Genomic DNA, 19999 nt, shown 5'->3' with positions numbered 1-19999 from the left:
TCTCCTTGGTTCAAATCTTGTGTCTCTGTGTAAACGATGTTGTATTATTTGTATTTAAAACCTGCCTAAAAGCAAACTTCTCTATAGCCATGGATAAAAATATTATATTTGATTTTCAAACTAGGAAGGCATTATGCAGGCAAATAATATATCGGAAGAAATTCTTTGGGAAGCTATTAAAACGATGGATGAAAGCAAGGTTTTTGCTGGGTCTGAAAGAAATATACGAATCTTAAAATTTCTGGTTGAATGTTATCTAAAAGGTGAGCATGTAAAAGAATCTGTGCTTGAGCTTGAGTTGTTTGGAGATAAAAACCAGCCAGTTTCATACGATGGCAAGGTTAGGGTTTATATGTTTAACCTGAGGAAGAAACTAGAGGAATACTATAGAACTGAAGGCGCTGAAGACAAGATTGTTTTTACCATCAAAAAAGGACAATATAATCTTTCCGTTGAAAAGAATAATACACTTGCTAAAACGAATAAACTACATCACTTTCTAGGATTGTATATTACAGTACCCATCATTTTAATCTTGCTGTTTTTATTGATTAAACCACAGTTTAAACAGAGCTTTTTCTGGGATAGTTTTTTTAAGAGTAACACAGCGACCATTTGTTGTGTTGGCGACCACTTTATGGTGGTAAGTAAAGGGAAAAACAAAGAAAGGATAGTGACATATCACAACGAAGTAAATTCAGATAAGGATTTTGATGATTTTGTAAAAACAAAAGATAATATCGAAGCGAATTACGAAAAAGCTCCTTTTAGCTTTATGACTAAAATGGGACCCGTATGTTCTGCTCAACTAGCTCAATGGTTCTCTTCGCATAAAAAAGATTTAAAGGTGGTAGTGGAATCGGAAACCACCATCAATAATTTAAAGAATAATAACATCATTTACATTGGTCCGTTTAGAACAATGGATGTGCTAAGTGGAATTTTCCTTAAGGATTCGGAGAAATTTAAATACGATGGAAGCAAAATTGTAAATGCCCTTACAGGAAAAAGTATTAGAGGAACACATACCGAAAATTCACGTCAAGATTATGTGATGGTATCTTATAATAAGCTTACAGATAGCGGACAACATATCATTTACTTCGCCAGCAACAACGATATTGGGGTTTTGGCAGCTGTTAAGAACTTCACCAACCAAGACTGGCTAAAAGAGTTCGATAAGAACCTCCCCAATAGCCATTCCTATTTTAATGCCCTTTTTAAAGTTGAAGGTATTGGCCGAACCGATTTACAATGTGAATTGGTGGATATTGAAATTGTAAGTAATTAGTTGTTAGCTATTAGTTTTTAGATTACCCTACTTTATCAAACCATCATGAAAGTCATATTTACCTGCTTACTAGTCTTCTTTACATTTTCTATTTATGCTACAGAGCAAAGCGCTGATATATTAATCTATGAATCCGATACTTTATTCATCGATTATTATCCTCTTGAGGCTTTAATGGAAACTGATTCCGTAATTAAAAGTCGAATTTTTAGCTTTGATAATGATTTTTGTACGTCAAGCGATTGTTGGCGAGGCCATGTTGGAACTTGGAGAATTGAAAAAGACAGTCTTTTTTTAATTAAATTAATGAACGGTTGCGAAGAATATTATTATGAACTAGAGGATATCTTTGGGAAAGAAAATGTTATTAATGGGAAAGTTTATGCAGGTTGGTACACTAGTAAAATAATTGCAAAGTTTGGTACTTATATAGGTTTTAATGTTAAAAATTGGAACAACATTTACTCGAAATCATGGAATTGTAATATTGTTAATGGAAAAGTTGAGAATTTGAACATTCATGAAATGGAAGATTGTGAGAAAGCATCTACCATAGCTGAATTGGATTTCTTCGAATCGAAATATTCATTTCATTCAGTTGCATTCTATCCAACAGAAAACAGTTATCTACATGTATTAAAGAAATATTACAACATCGATTGGTATTTTACCGATTCTACAGCGTTTTACGAATGCTATGATTCTGTGATGATATTTAATCTTAACAAAAAATATGGTATCGACTTTCTTGATGAAGCAAAATCTATTGCTGATAGTTTAGAGAATACTGACAACTGGAATTCTCACGCTGAGTATATTGGAGGACAGCAAGAACTAATGAAGTTTATACTAGAACGACTCAACATTAATTCGATTGATTCTGAAAATACTAGAACAAAACTTTTAGTTCAGGTCATGATTATGCATAATGGTACTGTTGAAAATCCTATTATTAGAAAAGGTATTAGTCCTAGCATTGATAAAAAGGTACTTGAAATAGTTAGTCAGATGCCAAAGTGGAAACCTGCTTACCTATACGGAGAACCGGTCAAACAGCTTTACCTTATCCCCATTCATCTTAATTTCCAATAAGCATTAAATAATATTTTAAAGGGTTGAGAACTGCCTTCTGAAGACTGCCCACTATTTTACCCTTTATTAAACCTCAAATTATGATTTTCATCCCAATCGATAAAACCAGCAATATCGGTTTCTTCCTCCGATAGACTAAAGCCTTTTAGTTTACTCGTTTTGCCCTTGAAGACAAGTGCTTCCATATTGGCTTTGGTAATCTTCTTTTTAAGAAATTCAAATGGAATTAATACACGACAGCCGTTTTTGTAATTAGAGCAACCCCAAGCAGATTTTCCTTCCAAGATATGACCTGTTTTACATTTAGGGCAGAGTAGTTCTTTAGCCGCTTCTTCCTCAAGTTTTAAGGCAAAATTATCATCAAAACAGACTTGTCCGTTTACCTTTTTACCTTCCAAAGTAAAACCCTTAATAGCTGGAGATTTACCTTTTAAGATTAAGGCTTCTACCTGCTTATCCGTCATCTTTTTACCTAAAAACTCAAACGGAATTAAAGTTTTACAGCCTGTAGCATAAGCTGAACAGCCCCAGGCAGATTTACCTTTTAGCATCGTACCATCTTTACATCTAGGACATTTTAACTCTACCTCCTTTTTAGGTTTAGCTTTGGGCTTGGGTTTTATTTCTTTTTCGTCGTTTTCTTCTATAATGATTTTGCCTTTGGTGTAGTCATTTCGTACCTGAAAAACAAGGTCAGAAACCATCTGCTTAAGCTCCGTCATAAAATCGCCAGCCTGGTATTCTCCATTCTCGATATCTCGAAGTTTCTTTTCCCAAAGTCCCGTTAGCTCGGCTGATTTTAGCAGATCGTTGGTGATAAATTCCATCAACTTAACGCCCATAGCCGTAGGTAATATATTTTTTCGAACCTTATAAATATACTTTCGCTTAAATAAGGTTTCAATAATATTCGCACGCGTTGAAGGTCGGCCAATTCCATTTTCCTTCATCAGCTCCCTTAACTCCTCATCATCCACTTGCTTGCCGGCCGTTTCCATGGCTCGCAATAAGGTTGCCTCGGTGTAATACTTGGGTGGCTGCGTTTCCTTTTCCTGAAAATCTGGTTCGTGCGGACCGCTCTCTCCTTTTACAAACTCAGGTAATATGTTGTCCTCCGTATCCTTTCTGCCAGATACCGACTTGTATACTTCACGCCAATTTTCTTTTAATACTTGCTTACCTGATGTTTTAAAATTTACATCATCCACCTTTCCTAAAATGGTGGTTGTAGAAACTTCACAATCGGGATAAAAGTTGGCTATAAACCTACGTGCAACCGTATCGTAAATAATCTTCTCATCCCTCGAAAGATGCTCCGGCGCAGTCATCCCTGTTGGAATAATTGCATGGTGATCCGTTACCTTTTTATCATCAAATACTTTTTTCGATTTACGTATTTTCTTTCCTAACAAAGGTTCAACTAATTGACTGTACTGCTTTAAGCCCTTTAATGTAGCTTCTATTTTAGGATAAATATCATTACTTAAATAAGTGGTATCTACACGCGGATAAGTAGTCAACTTTTTCTCGTAAAGCGACTGAATTCCTTTTAAGGTTTCATCGGCTGATAAGCCAAACTTTTTATTGCACTCTACCTGCAGCGATGTTAAATCGTACAAACGTGGTGGTGCTTCCTTTCCAGGTTTACGACTAAAATCGGTTACCTCAAAAGGTTTATCTTTTATCTTTTCTAAGGCTGAACTTCCCTCCTCTTTACTCGAAAATTTACCTTTGGTAGAGTTAAAAGTTACCTCTTTATATAACGTTTTTAATTCCCAGTAAGGTTGCGGAACAAAATTCTCAATCTCTAAATATCGGTTTACAATGAGGGCTAAACTTGGCGTTTGCACCCTTCCGATAGATAATACCGTTCCGGGCTGACTATATTTGATGGTATAAAGTCGAGTAGCATTGATGCCTAACAGCCAGTCGCCAATGGCACGCGAACTACCTGCAGCATATAACGGGTCGAACTTAGCATTGTCGTATAACTTCTGAAATCCTTCGCGAATTGCTTCTTCTGTTAAGGAAGAAATCCATAAACGTTTCAATGGCGCTTTGCATCCTGCTTTTTGAAGAACCCATCGCTGAATCACTTCCCCCTCTTGCCCAGCATCACCACAGTTTATCACCTCGGTGGCGGTCTTCATTAGGGTTTCAATGGTTTTAAACTGTTTTTCTACCCCTTTATTAGGGATGACTTTAATGCCAAATTGTGAAGGTATAATAGGAAGCGTTCCTAGGTTCCAACGTTTCCATTCAGGTAAGTAATCATGCGGTTCTTTGAGTGTGCATAAATGACCAAAAGTCCATGTTACCTGATAGTTATTACCTTCGTAATATCCATCTTTTCTATCGGTGGCACCAACAATTTTGGCTATTTCTCCTGCAACACTCGGTTTCTCTGCAATACAAACGCGCATTCTTTATTCCTGTTTTTTGTGGAAGCACGAAGATAATAAAAAATGATTGTTAGGGATGAGTTCTACCAGCTTACTAATCGAAAAAAATCAATAGTTGTTTGATTCAAGTTTATAGAATTTTCGACGCAAATAATTTCATCCAATAAAGTAATATGTGATGCGCCGGTTTGATATACATTGATTTACCCAGCCCTAAAGGACTGGGCTATTGACTGCGACCCTTTGGGGCTTGATTTACTTCTTTAATTAATAAAGGCTAATTCTTAAAGGTTTTAGTTCGATCGGATGGAATTGGAAAAAAAGTAGTATCAGAAATCATCTTTTCCGTTAGTGCAATTCTATACTTCTCTAACTTAATATCATTAACTCGTGTGCTAATTAATGCATGAAAATTTGAAATAGCATATTCGGCAATAATTCCTGCTCTTGGCGAAAAATAAATTCGACTATCTCCATCCAAATCATCATGCATTCTGTAAAACGATATAACTTTCAATGAATCGTTATCAATTAAATAATCACGTTCCATTTCTAAAACAAAATGCTCATCGTTAGTTTCTATCAAGCTATCTATAAAAGAGTCCCCTTTTAGCTGTAAAAAATAATTTTGATAATCTAAAGTATCATAAATCTCTTTACCCAACTCTTTACTTACCTCAATAGACCTTTCCTGAAGCCCACAATATTCAAACACCTTAAGCCAAATAACCGAATCATTAAGATTATGAACTGAATATTTAATCTCAAACTCTCCTCTATTCTGATTTGTTCCATGCAGGCGATAATGATTATACATATTCACCGTTGTTATTATCAGGTCATCACGTTTATTACATGAACTAAAAAGTAATACCACAGCAAATACAGTATAATATATCCTTACGAGCATGTTCAATCTATTTAAACTCTGTTTTACAATCCTTGCATAAATAAGAAACACCAACATTACTAAAAGGTATAACTACAAGTAAGGAAACAAAAATAGCGAACACCTTTTTAAATTTATTACTTCCTAATCCTGTTTGAATGTTAGTTGAGTCGCAATTGGGGCAGTAAATTCCCTTTTCCTTCCTTTCGTCTTGTAGTAGATTTATTGCTTTTGAAAAATCCTCTTCTCAAACTAATACTTGCACTCCAGAACCCATAAGATGATTATAACTAGGCAATAGGTTCGAGATATTTTCATTGGTTAGAATGCATGGGATGTCTTCGCTTTCTAACCTACCTTTAATAAGGTTTGCTTCAAAAGCATTATCGCATGTGATTAATCGTTTGGCCATGATTATATATTATTTCAAGCTAATAAAAACTAATTGTACAATTTCCGACGCAAATAATTTCACCCAATAAAGCAATAGGCGATGCGTCGGTTTGATATACATTGGTTTACCCAGCCCTAAAGGACTGGGCTATTGACTACGCCCCGTTGGGGCTTGATTTTCATACCGAACTAAAGGCCAAAACCTAGCAACTAATCACTAACTCACACTTTATTCCCTGAAGCTCTTTCTCCCATTTTGGCACCTGTCATGGCTAAAAAGAAAGCAATACCTCCACCTATCAGAACTTTGGTCATGCTAAATTGAAGAAAGGAGAATGGCGTGAAAAAAGTAAGCAAAAGGGTGACTAATACCGATAGAAAGGCGCCGACAGCTGGTTCGTAGACTCTGACTCCTGGCGTGATTAATCCAACGATAAAACCACCTATAAAAAAGGCCAATAGGTTTAATATTCCTTGCAATAAAAAGCGTAGGTTGATGGACATATAACTTCCAATAACTACTCCACCTATTAGTCCACCAAGAATTAACTCTGTAATAATAAAGATGGTGAAGCTAATCCACATCCAGCGTTTTGAAAAAGGTTTGTTTATACTCATTTTTTGTGATTTTATGCAATGATAAATAAACATGCAATAATTTCCTAATCAAGGGAGAAAGTGGGCGCACAGCTTTGTTTGGAGACAAATTCATGCTTTAAGGTATAGGAAGCATATCTAAGATAGAACAATAGTTTATTTTCTTGCATATCAGTTAATGCTTTATTTATATATAGACTGAGATTAAAAATAGTTAACTATTGACCATAAATCATTAATATATAGATATATCATTATAAATACCCTCTCTAATTAGTAGTTAATGTTATCTATTTTTTAATCTATGTATTCTATATTTCATATGTGTATCTCTAACTTTATATATCTTTTTTCTGTTTTATATTTTCTGTTTTCTTTATTTGTTTTTATGGTTTCTTATTTTTATTTGTAGTACTACATTTATTAATTAGATACATCATTTCCTATATATTATACCATATTTTATTAAAAGTAAAACTATTCCTAACTATTATATTTCAATAAACAAATACAGATTTTATCTTTCTATCATATGAAATTTGATATTCAATTTAAAGATCGAAGTATCTATGTGTAGATAAAAAAATCTAAAAACATAATCACAATATTTAAGACAAACACTATTATATATTTAAATAAATCTATTCTATCATCTAAATCAAAACATTATTATTCAAAAACTTACCAAAACATATTCTGGATCAATGTACAAAGTTGGGTCTATATAAGTCTAAGCATATATTTTGGTTAGTCTGTAAAGGAAAAACCTTACATCTACCACACCCCTGAATTGTCTTCTAAAGTCTTTTATTTTGGCATTAAATGATTCTGCAGCAGCATTGGTACTTCTGTTTGTGTAATAGTTAGATATGTTGTCGTAGTAATTAAAGAAGGTATTAGCAATTGTATTGAATGATTTAAAACCAGTTTGACGTACTTTTTCTGCCCAGTGTGCTAGCTTTAACCAATCCACTTCTTTCTGGCAACGATGATTGTAAGCTTCTTTCAACTCCATAGCTAACTCATATGCCTGAGCAATTTTAGGATACTTTTGAAACAATATACTAGCTCTCTCTTTTTGAGATGAAGTCCATGCATTTGGTGATTTAAACAGCAGATATCTACTTCGGGCAAGCAGTTGTTTAGGACTATCCCCATTGCTTAGTATCTCAGGACTATATTCGGAATCTGTTTCACGAGCATGTTTAATTTCATTATTTTCTTGCTCTATAGCTTCCCAGCGATACTCTATCCTGATCTGTTGCACAGCATCGTAGGTTAAACTTTGTACATGAAACCTATCCGCAACTCGTTTGGCATTGGCAAAGCAGCTTTTAGCTATAGCATTCATGGTTGGAGATAAGTCTAAGGTAATTTCTTCCACTTGTCGTAAAAGCTGCTTGGGAATATGCTCTCGTATTCTACTTATAATCGAATAAGCTTCCACACCTTTAAAGATGCCTATGATAGTGCCTTTCTTTCCGGAAGCACTTTTGTTTGTTAGGATGGTATACAATTCTCCATTAGAAAGAGAAGTTTCATCAATGGAGAGAAATTTACCCATATTCTGGGGGAAAACAAGATACTCGCAAGCATGAGAATATTGATCCCAAGCTCGGTAATCGCTTAATTTATTTTTATATTGACGACTAAATAAATCTGAATTAACGCCAAAATATAATCCTAGGCTTTTTATGCTTACGGCATTACAGTCCACCAATTGCTTTTAAAAAAGAAGCATACTCAGGATCTAACCTGGTGCCTTTAGCTACGCTTTCCCAATCACGACTTACTTTCTTTTGTTTGCCATCAATCTCAATATCCCAACGTCTACGCTTCACATTTAAAGTAACTAAATTGCGACGAATAGGACAGTCTCGTATTTCCTTAGGATTCATAAAGCCACTGGCCTTATGCTTATAATGCGAGTATTCTTGCGGGATTTCTTGTTTTTCTTCCAGATAGATAGTTAAGTGTTTTGTATATAATTCCTGACCACTCTTTTCTTGCTTAAAATCAGTAATAATAAAGTAATCAAGTATACCTTCTGGGAGGATAAGTTCTAATAGTTGTGTGCTTAATTCTGACATATCGCAAAACTAAGCACTTTTTTACTCAGACCCAATTTGTGCCGCTGATCCCATATTCTTGTTTATAAAAAGTTGAAATAAATACCACTCCTTCTTTTCTTAACTTAAGTCAACGTTTTAAGCCTTAACTGCAGCGTAACTTTGCTTCAGATAAAAACTTAAAACTACAATAAGATGAAAGCAGTTATATGTACAAAGTATGGTGGTCCTGAGGTATTACAGGTTCAGGAAGTGGAGAAACCAAGAGCTAAAGAGTGTGAAATAATTGTAAAAGTAAAAGCGTCGAGCGTTACCACGGCGGAATCGATGATGCGACAAGGTACGCCTCGTTTTGCTCGCTTATTTTTAGGTTTTTCCAAACCCAAGGCAGCCATTACAGGTACAGGTTATGCGGGAATAGTGGAATCTGTAGGTAATCAGGTAACCCAGTTTAAAGTGGGCGATCAGGTATTTGGAGAAACGGGCTTGGGCTTTGGAACCAATGCCGATTATATCTGCACCAATGAAACACATTTAATCCTCCCCAAACCAGAAAGCATAAGCTATGAGCAGGCCGCATGTATGTGTGATGGCGCTCTAACAGCTCAAAACTTTTTAACGAAAGTGGGAAAATTAAAAGCAGGACAAAGCATTTTAATAAATGGTGCCGCAGGAAGTATTGGTAGTAGTGCGGTTCAAATTGCACGGCAAATGGGAGCACATATAACTGGGGTGTGCAGTACGGGTAAAATCGATTTTGTAAAATCGCTGGGAGCACATCATATTATCGATTACACAGCTCATGATTTTACCTCAGATAAAAATAAGTACGATGTTGTTTTTGATACTATAGGGAGTTCTAGCTACTGTGATTGCAGAAAAACCTTGAAAAAAAGCGGACTTTATATTTCGCCTGTTTTAAGTTTAGGATTATTGTTTCAGATGATGATAAGTAAGTTATTCCTTTCGAAAAAAGCTGATTTTTGTGCTACAGGTCTACGCCCGGTAAAAGAGCTAAAGCCAATGTTGCAAGAGTTAGTGCAATGGACCGAGCAAGGTATAGTTAATCAGGTAATAGATAAATCGTACCCCATGAATCAAATTGCAGAAGCGCATCGTTATATTGATACTGGCCACAAAAAAGCCAATGTGGTGTTGGTGCATAAGTAGTTATTAGCTATTGGTTAATAGTCATTGGAATACTATCAACAAGTGCCTACTGACTATTAACCGAAGACTAATTCACCGCCTTCTTACTAAAAATACGTTTTCGGATTCTACTTAAGGATTCGGGTGTAATACCTAAATAACTGGCTATTTGATGTTGTGGAGCTCGATGGTATAAATCAGGACGTTTTTCTATTAACCGCAGGTAGCGCTGTTCGGGTGTAGAAGTCATAAAGAAAGCAAGCTCATCTTGAGTCTCGCCCGTATAACGCTCCACTTCTTTTCGAATAATTCCTTCGAGCTTGGGAATAAGCCGGCACATTTCTTCCTCCAAACTTTCCGTTCCTACTGCTAAAACACACCTTTCTGAACAAACCCAATTTACTTTAGAAGAGGTTTGGCTAGTTGCGCTGGTAAACGCATTCACAGGCTGACCTTCGGTGTAAAAATTGGTAGTTTTCTCCTCTCCATCAACAACAACATACTCACGCACCATCCCTTTTAATACAGAGTAACAATTTTTTGCTACCTCTCCTTCTCTTAATAGCATACTTCCTTTTTTATATGCTCTTACATCCGAGCTATCTAATATTAGTTGCATTTCCTCTTCTGTTAGCATCGGAAAGCCAAGTAGCATTTTTTTAAGTTCTTCTTTCATAGTTTTACTTCTTACAAGCTATAGAATAAACATACAGCTAAAAATAAAGTTTTACAAAGAGATTTTTACAAACTAAAAAAGGTCACCTTTTCAGATGACCTTTTAATTATGATTGTTGTGTAATATATTATTTAGTCCATCCTTCAGTCCAGTTATTATCGCTAGCAACTGCTCCTTTATAGTTTGTGCTTTCAAACCAAGCATCAACTAAACTCATGTCAGTACCGTTTGCTGTTGTTCCAACAAAACCATTTAAACTTATTTCAGCATCATCTTGAATAAAGTTCTCACTTGCTTCAAATCTATTTTCAGGCAATACAATGCCATTATATCCATGATTTCCAAGGTTCATTGTTGATGCATAATCAATATCTAAAAGACCACTGTTAATATTTCCAGCAGCTAAGTCATCCCATACCTGAAAGCCTTTTTTAGGATTATCTACTAAAACAAGGTTCCTCAAAAGTCCCTTTGTTCCATATCGGAATGAAACAATACCATATGTATCATCATTGTTCACGATAGTAATGTTTGAAAGTGTTGGATTAGACAAAGGCAATATGGCCTCTCCATTATCATCCAAACCACCATCACCAACTATTCCGCCAGCCCATTCACCAAGGGTAACATCAGCAGAGTTTCTATACCCAAGCCAAAACTGACCTTTACCTTGCCATCCAAAATCCCATTTAAACATGGTATTTCCTACGCCACTGGCCATTAAATATCTGGCATTCACAGTACCTCCTGTAAAACCAAAAGCACTTCTACCACAGTAATACACCTCCACATTTTCAATGATAGTTTCGCTACCTACAGCATTTGCTGCAAAGGCATTTTCAGTATCCAAACCTGCATATTCTATTCTTAGGTACTGTATAGAACCACTATTATCCGATTCGTCATCTCCACCGTATGCATTATGCACTTTACTAACTGGCGCCATACCGTTTAAAACAATACCACCCCATGATCCTGCTTCTTGCTCAGCTGAGGTGAATACTATTGGATTAGTTTGAGTTCCGTTAACATTTAGCTTTCCCCCTTTTTCAATTATTAATGAAGCAGGCCATTCACCTTTAATAACGGTAATAACAGCTCCAGCATGTATAGTTAAAGTGGCTCCTTCTTTTACATTAACACTTCCTTGCATAAAGTAACTTCCAGTAGCTAAGTACATATCCTTAGTAATATTGCCTCCAATATAACTCCCTATTACAGATAAATTGCTCGGCACAACTGTGCTTTCATTAAGTCCAAAACCAGTACCTAAAGAATTCATTACTTGCACATTTTCGATCACCGTTTCACTACCTACCGCATTCATGGTTAAAGCAAACATTTCGCTAGATTCACCAGCATATTCAATTTTCAGATGCTTAATCATACCGCTATTATCATCTGCCATATCGCCACCATACTCTAATTCTTCACCAGTAGCATTATCAACAGGTGCCTTACCATTAATGATAATTCCGCCCCACGATCCAGCTTCTTCATTGGCACAAGTAAAAGTAACGGGTTTATCCGAAGTTCCGTTAATCACTAATTTCCCACCTCGTTCAATAATTAAATTGGTGTAATGAACAGTACCATTATCATCGATAATTTTTTCACTTGCAGTTATTATTGAACCTGCTTCAATGGTTAAAGTAGCACCATCTTTTACTCTAGTCACCGATTTCATTTGATAATCACCTTCAACCAAGTGCATATCAGCAATAATGTCGCCAGTTAAAGTATTATTAAATGGTTTTGAGAAATCAAATGCCTCATCCTCTTCGCAAGCAGACATGATTAAGGAAAACACTATCGCAACGAAAGTGAATTTTAATATATTATTGTTTTTCATCTTCTTCAATTTATTCTGAATATTAAAAATAACAAGCCCATTAAACCTACTAACAAGCTTAAAATTCATAACGTAATTTAACGGTATATGATCTTGGTTCAACAAAATAAGTAGATAAAGTTGGATCCCAACTTGTAGATTTTGCTCTACTTAGGTTATATGATTTTGTTGATTTTCCACCCAAGATATTATTAACACCTACAGTTAACAAAGCACCTTCAAATATTTTAGCTGATGCTGTTGCATTCCAGAAGTAGTTATTTCCAAACATGTTGTGATCATCAAATGCTGTTTGATATAAATCGTAAATAGCTATAGCTTCTGCTTGCGACTCTTGCATACTTGCTGCAACATTCTGTGCATCTTTATCACCAGGATATCCCCAAACTACAGCAAACTCAGTATGAAACACATATTTCTTATTTTTGAAATATCTATCTAAATACATTTTACTCATATTGTTAGGCATATTTCTTAAATCATCTCCATTACCAACATTAATAGTTCCTGTTTCAGTAGGAATCAGGTAATCTGAGTACGATAGAATAGTCTCATTTACTCCATCTGCCAGTTCATAGTCTAATAATTTATTAAACGAATGATTAATTCCTGCTCTCAGGTTATTGTACTGAAGTTTATATTCAACTTCGAACCCTGCCATTTTTAAATCAGCTACTTTACTCGTTCCATTAATTGAACTATTCCACCCTAAAGCTTCCTGATTATTATAGTACCCAGCCACATTTAACATGCTATGATCACCTAATAAAGAAGTATAAATCAACTCTATATTTGAAATAGATTCTTGCGTGTTCGCTGCATCTAGGAAGTTACTTAAGTAGTTTACTTCTGCATTGTTAATTCTTTTTGATTGCTGAAATATAAGCTTGGCGATATTACTTTTATTAATTTCAGAAATAAAAGCTACTCTAGGAGAAAACAACCAATCTGAATAGGTGTTTTTATCTAACCTAGCTGACAATACCACACTAGCCAACGGAGAAAACTCTAAATTAGCCTCTGCAACAAAACCTAAATCATCGGTATTCCATCCATCTCCAACATAAAGTACATCTTCACCTTCAACACTAGTATCAGGGTGTTTATAACCATACCTCCATACTGGAGCAACTAAATCATCATGAACCAAATAAGAATCTGGACCATTTAAAAATACTGGGTTATTGGCCATCTTTAGATTTCTTGCATCATCACCCCATCCCTTACCAAAACGAGTTCTGATATACTCAACTCCTGCAGCAACTTTATATTTATCATTTATTTTATGTACTCCCATAGACTTGGCTACAAAAGCATTTTCAGAGAATTTAGATCTGTTATTAAAAATAAAATCATAACCATTTACATCGAAGTCTTTACTCAAGGTTTCATAATCTTCCTGTAAGTAATTCTTTGAAGTACCATTAGTACGTTGGTAATCTCCTCCAACAAAACCCACTTCGGTTTGCACATCTACTGCGCCAAACGTATGGTTATTTTTTAAACTAACGATTAACTGTTGCTGAGATTGATACATACGATCTTCATACCCACTTAAAAGAGCTTCACCATTTTCATCAAAACCAATAATTTTTTGATCTTGTGTATAAGCATAGCCTGGTGCAGAATAAGCAGTTCTGTTATAACGTGCATTAAAGGTAAATTCGTTTAAGAAGTTAATGCTACCCAAAAACTTTAGTTGAGGCTTATTTTCAAAGTCTTTCATATACGAAAGTGCAGGAGCAGCATATGCTTCAGGCAAATTCGTTGCATCTCCGCGTGGTGCTATGGACAAATCGTTACCAATTTCACTCATCCATTGCCCATCAGGAACTAAACCTTCAGTACTAGCAACACTGGCATGAAAATAACCACTTACCTTTTCTTCCTCGAAACCGTAAGATGCAGATACTGTTTTGTTTTTATATGCAGTAGCATATGAAGCAGATATTTTAACACCATCTAAATCGCCAGCACTTTTGGTAGTAATGTTAATTACACCAGCAATAGCACCGGGGCCATAAGTCACAGAACCAGGCCCTCTAATGATTTCAACACTTTTGATATCTTCCATATCCCAGTTTTGTAACTCAGATACGATACCAGCATGTGCTTTTTGATTTACCACAAAACCATTTACCAATAATAGAATCTTATCATTACGGTCGGATGTTATACCACGTAAACCTAACATCGCTCCTTCATTATGTCTCCAAAAAGATGCTCCAGGAACATAAACTTGTAAAAGATGAAGAATATTTTGAGCATTTGATAGCTCAATTTCTTCTTCACCAATAGTAGTTACACTCAACGGAAGTTTCATATTTGAAGTACCAGAAATAGTACCTACTTTTACTTCCAGGTTCATTAAATCCTCAAGGCTCATTTCAAACATATCATCCATCTGAAGATTTGCTTCATTCTCCTGAGCACGTACATTTATAACCATTGCAACAAAAAGCACAATAGTTAATAGCGTTACTTTTTTCATTATCAGTTTTTTATTGTTTTCCATTTCAAGTGATCTATAACGAGGTAGTTTCATAAGGGTTACCCACTTTAACTTTCATTAATAGATGTTTCATAATATTACCTTCTAGAAAAAAAACCTCCCCCTAAAAAGCACAAAAAATAGCCCATTCAATAAAAAGACTTTTACATCTTTTAATATAATTTGAGAGTAACAAAAAAATCACGCTTCATATAATACCTTCATTATTGATATTTATACCTCAATAATAAAGTAAGAATCGATACGCTTAATGCAACAACTAACAAAACTCATATCTATCTGTTGTTACACATACAAATGGAATTTTTAAATTGCAGAAAAATATTAGATATGAACAAAGAAATAGAAATAGCCCAAGAGCTAATTGATTTTATATACGATAGTCCTTCACCATACCATGTTATTAGTAATATTAAAACTGAACTAACGGAGGCTGGATATAATGAGCTTCCTTTAACTGATTCGTGGAAATTAGAAAAAGGTAAAAAATACTTTACCACTAAAAATGATTCGGCCATTTTTGCATTTTGTATAGGAACCAAGGAGCTTCCAAATACAGGTATAAAGATGGTTTGTGCACATAGTGATTCTCCAGGTTTTAAAATTAAGCCTCAACCTGAGATGTTAGTTGAACAAAAACTACTAAAGCTAAATACCGAGGTTTATGGTGGACCTATTTTAATGACTTGGCTCGACCGACCATTGTCAATCTCAGGAAGAGTGAGTTTGAAGAGTGACAATCCACTGTTTCCAAAGTCCGCCTTTGTTAATTTTAAACGCCCTTTATTAATTATACCTAACCTAGCTATTCATTTAAACCGTACAGTTAACGATGGTATTGCTTTAAACAGGCAAAAAGACATGCTTCCACTGATGGGAATCGTAAACGAAATCTTTGAAAAGGATAACTATTTACTTTCGTTATTGGCTCAAGAACTGGACGTAAAGCAGGATGATATTATTGATTTTGATTTAACCTTATATGAGTTTGAGAAGGGTTGCATCATGGGAATGAATAATGAGATGATTAGTTCTCCTAAGCTCGACGATTTAGCCATGGTATATGGTGGACTTAAGGCTTTATTGGCTTCAGACAATACCGAAACTACTCAAATGCTTTGCATCTTCGATAATGAGGAGGTAGGCAGCGTTACCAAGCAAGGCGCAGGTTCTCCTGTTTTAAACAACATATTGCAACGCATTAATTTTGCTTTAGGATATAATCAAGACGACTTTTATAAAACCATATATAATTCGTTTATGATATCGGCAGATATGGCGCATTCTATTCACCCTAACTTGGTGGAGAAGCACGATCCTATTTTGCACCCAATCATGAATGGTGGTCCTGTCATTAAAATACATGCCAACCAAAAATACACTACCGATGGTGATTCTGGAGCAGTATTCGAGACTATTTGTAAAAAGGCTGGTATTCCTTACCAAAAGTTTGTCAACCGATCGGATATGGCAGGAGGTTCCACTTTAGGTAATGTTTCTACAGGACAAATTGATATTAGAACAGTAGATATTGGTAACCCCATGCTGGCTATGCATTCGGTTCGCGAGTTAGGTGGCGTTTTGGATCAGACCTATGTTACCAAAGCATTTACTACTTTTTATAATTTTAAATAGACAGTTGGCAGTATTCAGTTGGCAGTATCTATTACAGTTTACTGGATACTATTTACCTTTCCCTGTTTCTCCCAATATTCTGGTAGTGAACGATAAATAGCCGACTGTATTTTTGTACGCACATCGGTTCTTATCAATTGCTTATTGTACTGGTTTGGATGAATTCTGTTGGATAAAAAGATATACATTAAATCATATTCTGGATCCATCCAAACTAAAGTACCTGTAAAGCCAGAATGCCCATACGATGAAGGAGAGGCCTCTTTACTACATGGCCCTGAAATATCAGGATCGAGCACTGGTTTATCAAAACCAAGTCCTCGCCTATTACCTTCTTTCACGATTGAAGTAAACGCTTTAATTACTGTTGAGTCTATATATTCTTCTCCTCCATAACTACCTTTATTCAAATACATTTGCAGTATTTTCGCTAAGTCTTCTGCCGAGGCAAAAACACCTGCATGTCCGCCTACTCCACCCAACATAGCAGCACCCGGATCATGCACATAACCATGAATCAATTCTTTCCTAAAAGCCTTGTCATATTCCGTGGGAACAATTTCCTTTTTAGTGTATTTTCTTAAAGGTTTGTACAACATTCGTTCCGCTCCTAACGGACGATAAAAAGTATTCTCTACAAAATTATCCAGAGGCTGTTTTGTCTTATCTTCAATGATTTCTTTCATATAATAATAACCCAAATCACTATATCTATAACTCGGATCTTCCTTCACTGCAGAAGTATCAATTCCCATTTGTACCGAATCAACAAAGGACTTATTCATATATAAATCGTCACAAACTCTAATATTAAAGTCATCACTTTTGGTGTGCCTAAAAATATCGGTTCTGTAGCGAGCCGTTTTATTCATGTATAAATACTTATCCAACTTTACATTGTACTGACTAGAATATCGCTTATTATACACATCTCCTTTCAACCTTTCTTTATCTATAGCCCTACTATAAAAAGGAATCCAAGCCTGCAAACCCGCCTGATGAATCATGACATCATTAATATGCAAGCTGCCTTTATTACTTCCCTCTAAACGAGGTAGGATACTTCCCAAAGTATCATCTAATTCATACCTTCCTTCATCATACAATTTCATCATAGAAGGTATAGAAGAAACAATCTTTGTTACTGATGCAATATCGTATAAATCAGTTGCATTAACATGTCGCTTTTTATTATAAGTATGATACCCGAATGCCTTATTGTAAATAACATCTCCACCTTTGGCCACTAATACCTGGCAGCCAGGAGTAGCACGCTCGCGAATAGCTTTATAAACCACTTTATCAATCACGCTTAAGGTATCAGCCATTGCATATGTATATTCGGGGGCAAAACCTAAACGCGTTTTAAATGTCTCCTCACCACTTCCGAAAGTAAATTGCTGATTTATTTTTTTAGGTAAAACACCCTTAGCTCCTATCCCTCCCAAAAGGATTTGCGCAGCAATACTCTGTGCCATAGGATTGGTTTCAAAGGATAATAAGATCGCTTTAAATGGATGCCCATCTGGTAAGCTCTTTAGTCGATTACCAGAACCAAAATGAACTAGAATTAAATCGGCCGTTGATGAAACCTGATGTAAAAACGAATACAATGATTGATTAACACCATCTTCAAACCAATCTCCATTAACAGCGACAATAATAGTATTGTATTTGGCCGTTTCTTTCTTGATCTTAGCCAAACGTTCTGCATCTGGTATCTTTTCAAAACTATAGTTATCCAAACTACAATAATTATTTAATGTTTGTTGAAAAGGAGAAGCTCCTTTTACACCAATATGAACCGTTGCTATATTTCTTTTGGTAAGATTATTAACTGGTATAATTCCATCATTTTGAAGCAATACTGCACCTTTCTTTTGTAAATTCCTCACCACATGCGATACTTCTTCTCTCAAAGAAAAATATGTTTTAGCACTTGGTTTTTGCTGTATAAATTCATCAATTAATAAACGTTTTTTACAACTTCGTTCCAGAATTTTCTCAGGTAATACTCCTCCCGTAAACACTCTTAACAAGGTATTATAATCATTTACGAAGTCATCAGAATATATTAATCCACCATGAGACAGTAACACCTCCAGCGAAGGTTTATCATATTCTTTTAATATATCCTGCACTTCTTTCCAATCCGCTGCTTTTACATATTCAGCCCCATAACTTGGTGCTTCGTTTTTATAGCCCTTATGTTGTGATAATATATTTGTAGGTATCTTATAAAGGTTAGTTTGAAAAAAATCCTGAATACTATCTGTATTTAAATAAGGAATCACTAGTCGTCCAGTTGGTTCCAGAAAGAAATCGACTGGCTTATGATTTAAGCCATGAAACAACAAGGAATAAGGCGATTGCATTGGAAAGTAAACCCCATCTCCTTTATTGCGAAGTAAAAGGTTCATAAATTGTTGTTGCAACACTTCATTATCACCTCGCATAAATGCAGACCGTATCATCATATCAGACAACATAGGCGTATATTGCCCTTCAACTTTATATAGCTTTTCTATATCCAGCCACTTATTCTGCACTTCATCCTCCTGAACTGCCGAGATAGTAGGTTGTATTAATATGGTTCTAATTTTCTCCTCTAAACTAAGTTGATGATATATTGTATCAATATTCTCATCCTTTAAACTATAGTCATCTTTAATTTCTGCTTGTAATTTACAAAGCGAAAAAAATAGGAGTAGGTATATATATTTAGTCACGTTATTCTTCTTTTAGTATTCTTATCCCTTGTGCAGATAATACTTATGCCAAAATTACGAGTAAAGAATTAAATAACCCTCTATTTTCCTATAGTTTTTTCAGCTTAATGCTTTAAAAATGTATCTATTTTTATTTTTGAATTATTTGGTAAATCCCCTAACAAAGCTTATTTTAGCCATACTAATAAACAATCAAAGTTTGATTACTGACGCATTATGAGTGAAAATATAAGCAGTTCTCTAAATCAAAATTGGGGAGACAAAGTAATCCTTGTTGTTGAGGATGTGGATACCAACAAAATATTTTTTGACGCCGCCCTCAGAAAAACGAATGCCAAAATTCTTTGGGCAAAGGACGGTCAGGAAGCCGTTGTTATGTATAAAGATAACGATATAGATTTGGTATTGATGGATTTACAGCTACCTATTATGGATGGCTACACAGCCACTAGAGAGATAAAAAAGATAGATAGCGAAGTACCTATTATTGCGCAAACTGCTCATGTAATGTCTGGAGAGAGAGAAAAATGCCTTGAAGCAGGATGCGATGATTACTTAGCTAAGCCAATTCGTTTACAGATTTTAATGGAAACCTTGTCTAAATACTTAAATAAGTAAAAACAAGTTTTAACAAGATATGAAGGCTTCAATTTTTATTGAGGCCTTTTTTTATACATTTTTTTTTACAGAAACCTTAAGTTATACCAATTCTA

Annotated in this window: 15 protein-coding genes; 5 read left to right on the top strand and 10 right to left on the bottom strand. The window is 35.2% G+C overall.

Annotated features, from left to right (window positions below; translation table 11 throughout):
• Positions 1–133 precede the first annotated feature (133 nt).
• A complete protein-coding gene (locus A8L32_RS13800) occupies positions 134–1291 on the top strand; it encodes a helix-turn-helix domain-containing protein (protein WP_066631330.1) in 1158 nt (385 codons plus the stop codon).
• 45 nt (positions 1292–1336) lie between these two features.
• Positions 1337–2383, top strand: coding sequence for an energy transducer TonB (locus tag A8L32_RS13795; RefSeq protein ID WP_066631329.1), 1047 nt, complete (start codon positions 1337–1339; stop codon positions 2381–2383).
• A 56-nt stretch (positions 2384–2439) separates the two neighbouring features.
• Here the strand turns inward: A8L32_RS13795 and A8L32_RS13790 are convergent, their stop codons facing one another.
• The 6 genes from A8L32_RS13790 to A8L32_RS13765 all read right to left on the bottom strand — a co-directional run bounded on the left by A8L32_RS13790 (position 2440) and on the right by A8L32_RS13765 (position 8754).
• The gene (locus A8L32_RS13790; protein WP_066631326.1) at positions 2440–4806 is read right to left on the bottom strand and encodes a type IA DNA topoisomerase; all 2367 of its coding nucleotides are present in this window, start codon (positions 4804–4806) and stop codon (positions 2440–2442) included.
• Between the two features lie 256 nt (positions 4807–5062).
• Entirely contained in the window at positions 5063–5695 is a 633-nt protein-coding gene (locus A8L32_RS13785) for a hypothetical protein (RefSeq protein WP_066631324.1), read from the bottom strand.
• A 226-nt stretch (positions 5696–5921) separates the two neighbouring features.
• Entirely contained in the window at positions 5922–6086 is a 165-nt protein-coding gene (locus tag A8L32_RS23320; RefSeq protein ID WP_083631338.1) for a putative signal transducing protein, read from the bottom strand.
• A 203-nt stretch (positions 6087–6289) separates the two neighbouring features.
• Positions 6290–6685 carry a hypothetical protein gene (locus A8L32_RS13775; RefSeq protein ID WP_066631323.1) on the bottom strand — a complete coding sequence of 132 codons (396 nt, stop codon included), beginning with the start codon at positions 6683–6685 and terminating at the stop codon, positions 6290–6292.
• Between the two features lie 709 nt (positions 6686–7394).
• Complete coding sequence (locus A8L32_RS13770) at positions 7395–8381, bottom strand: ISAon1 family transposase (RefSeq protein ID WP_066631318.1); 987 nt, start codon at positions 8379–8381, stop codon at positions 7395–7397.
• Positions 8371–8754 (bottom strand): ISAon1 family transposase N-terminal region protein, encoded by a 384-nt coding sequence (locus tag A8L32_RS13765; protein ID WP_066631317.1) that lies wholly within the window; start codon positions 8752–8754, stop codon positions 8371–8373. The genes A8L32_RS13770 and A8L32_RS13765 overlap by 11 nt, the downstream gene beginning before the upstream one ends.
• 174 nt (positions 8755–8928) lie before the next feature.
• On the opposite strand from A8L32_RS13765, the gene A8L32_RS13760 reads away from it, so the two are divergent.
• A complete protein-coding gene (locus A8L32_RS13760) occupies positions 8929–9903 on the top strand; it encodes an NAD(P)-dependent alcohol dehydrogenase (protein ID WP_066631316.1) in 975 nt (324 codons plus the stop codon).
• A gap of 67 nt (positions 9904–9970) precedes the next feature.
• Here A8L32_RS13760 and A8L32_RS13755 read toward each other — a convergent pair whose 3' ends face one another.
• The 3 genes from A8L32_RS13755 to A8L32_RS13745 form a co-directional block, all read right to left on the bottom strand.
• The gene (locus tag A8L32_RS13755; RefSeq protein ID WP_066631309.1) at positions 9971–10558 is read right to left on the bottom strand and encodes a Crp/Fnr family transcriptional regulator; all 588 of its coding nucleotides are present in this window, start codon (positions 10556–10558) and stop codon (positions 9971–9973) included.
• 127 nt (positions 10559–10685) lie between these two features.
• Positions 10686–12410, bottom strand: a complete 1725-nt coding sequence (locus A8L32_RS13750) for a hypothetical protein (RefSeq protein WP_143525104.1) — start codon at positions 12408–12410, stop codon at positions 10686–10688.
• A 58-nt stretch (positions 12411–12468) separates the two neighbouring features.
• Positions 12469–14901: a TonB-dependent receptor plug domain-containing protein gene (locus A8L32_RS13745; protein ID WP_158027247.1), complete on the bottom strand. Its 2433-nt coding sequence runs from the start codon at positions 14899–14901 to the stop codon at positions 12469–12471.
• Between the two features lie 351 nt (positions 14902–15252).
• On the opposite strand from A8L32_RS13745, the gene A8L32_RS13740 reads away from it, so the two are divergent.
• On the top strand, positions 15253–16557 hold the full coding sequence (locus A8L32_RS13740; RefSeq protein WP_066631300.1) for a M18 family aminopeptidase: 1305 nt from the start codon (positions 15253–15255) through the stop codon (positions 16555–16557).
• A gap of 38 nt (positions 16558–16595) precedes the next feature.
• Here A8L32_RS13740 and A8L32_RS13735 read toward each other — a convergent pair whose 3' ends face one another.
• Positions 16596–19286, bottom strand: coding sequence for a serine hydrolase domain-containing protein (locus tag A8L32_RS13735; RefSeq protein ID WP_066631298.1), 2691 nt, complete (start codon positions 19284–19286; stop codon positions 16596–16598).
• 216 nt (positions 19287–19502) lie between these two features.
• On the opposite strand from A8L32_RS13735, the gene A8L32_RS13730 reads away from it, so the two are divergent.
• Positions 19503–19904, top strand: a complete 402-nt coding sequence (locus A8L32_RS13730) for a response regulator (protein WP_066631295.1) — start codon at positions 19503–19505, stop codon at positions 19902–19904.
• Positions 19905–19999: the final 95 nt, after the last annotated feature.

It is taken from the genome of Labilibacter marinus (assembly GCF_001659685.2).
GTDB lineage: Bacteria > Bacteroidota > Bacteroidia > Bacteroidales > Marinilabiliaceae > Saccharicrinis > Saccharicrinis marinus.
This window is presented reverse-complemented; position numbering and strand designations above follow the sequence as displayed.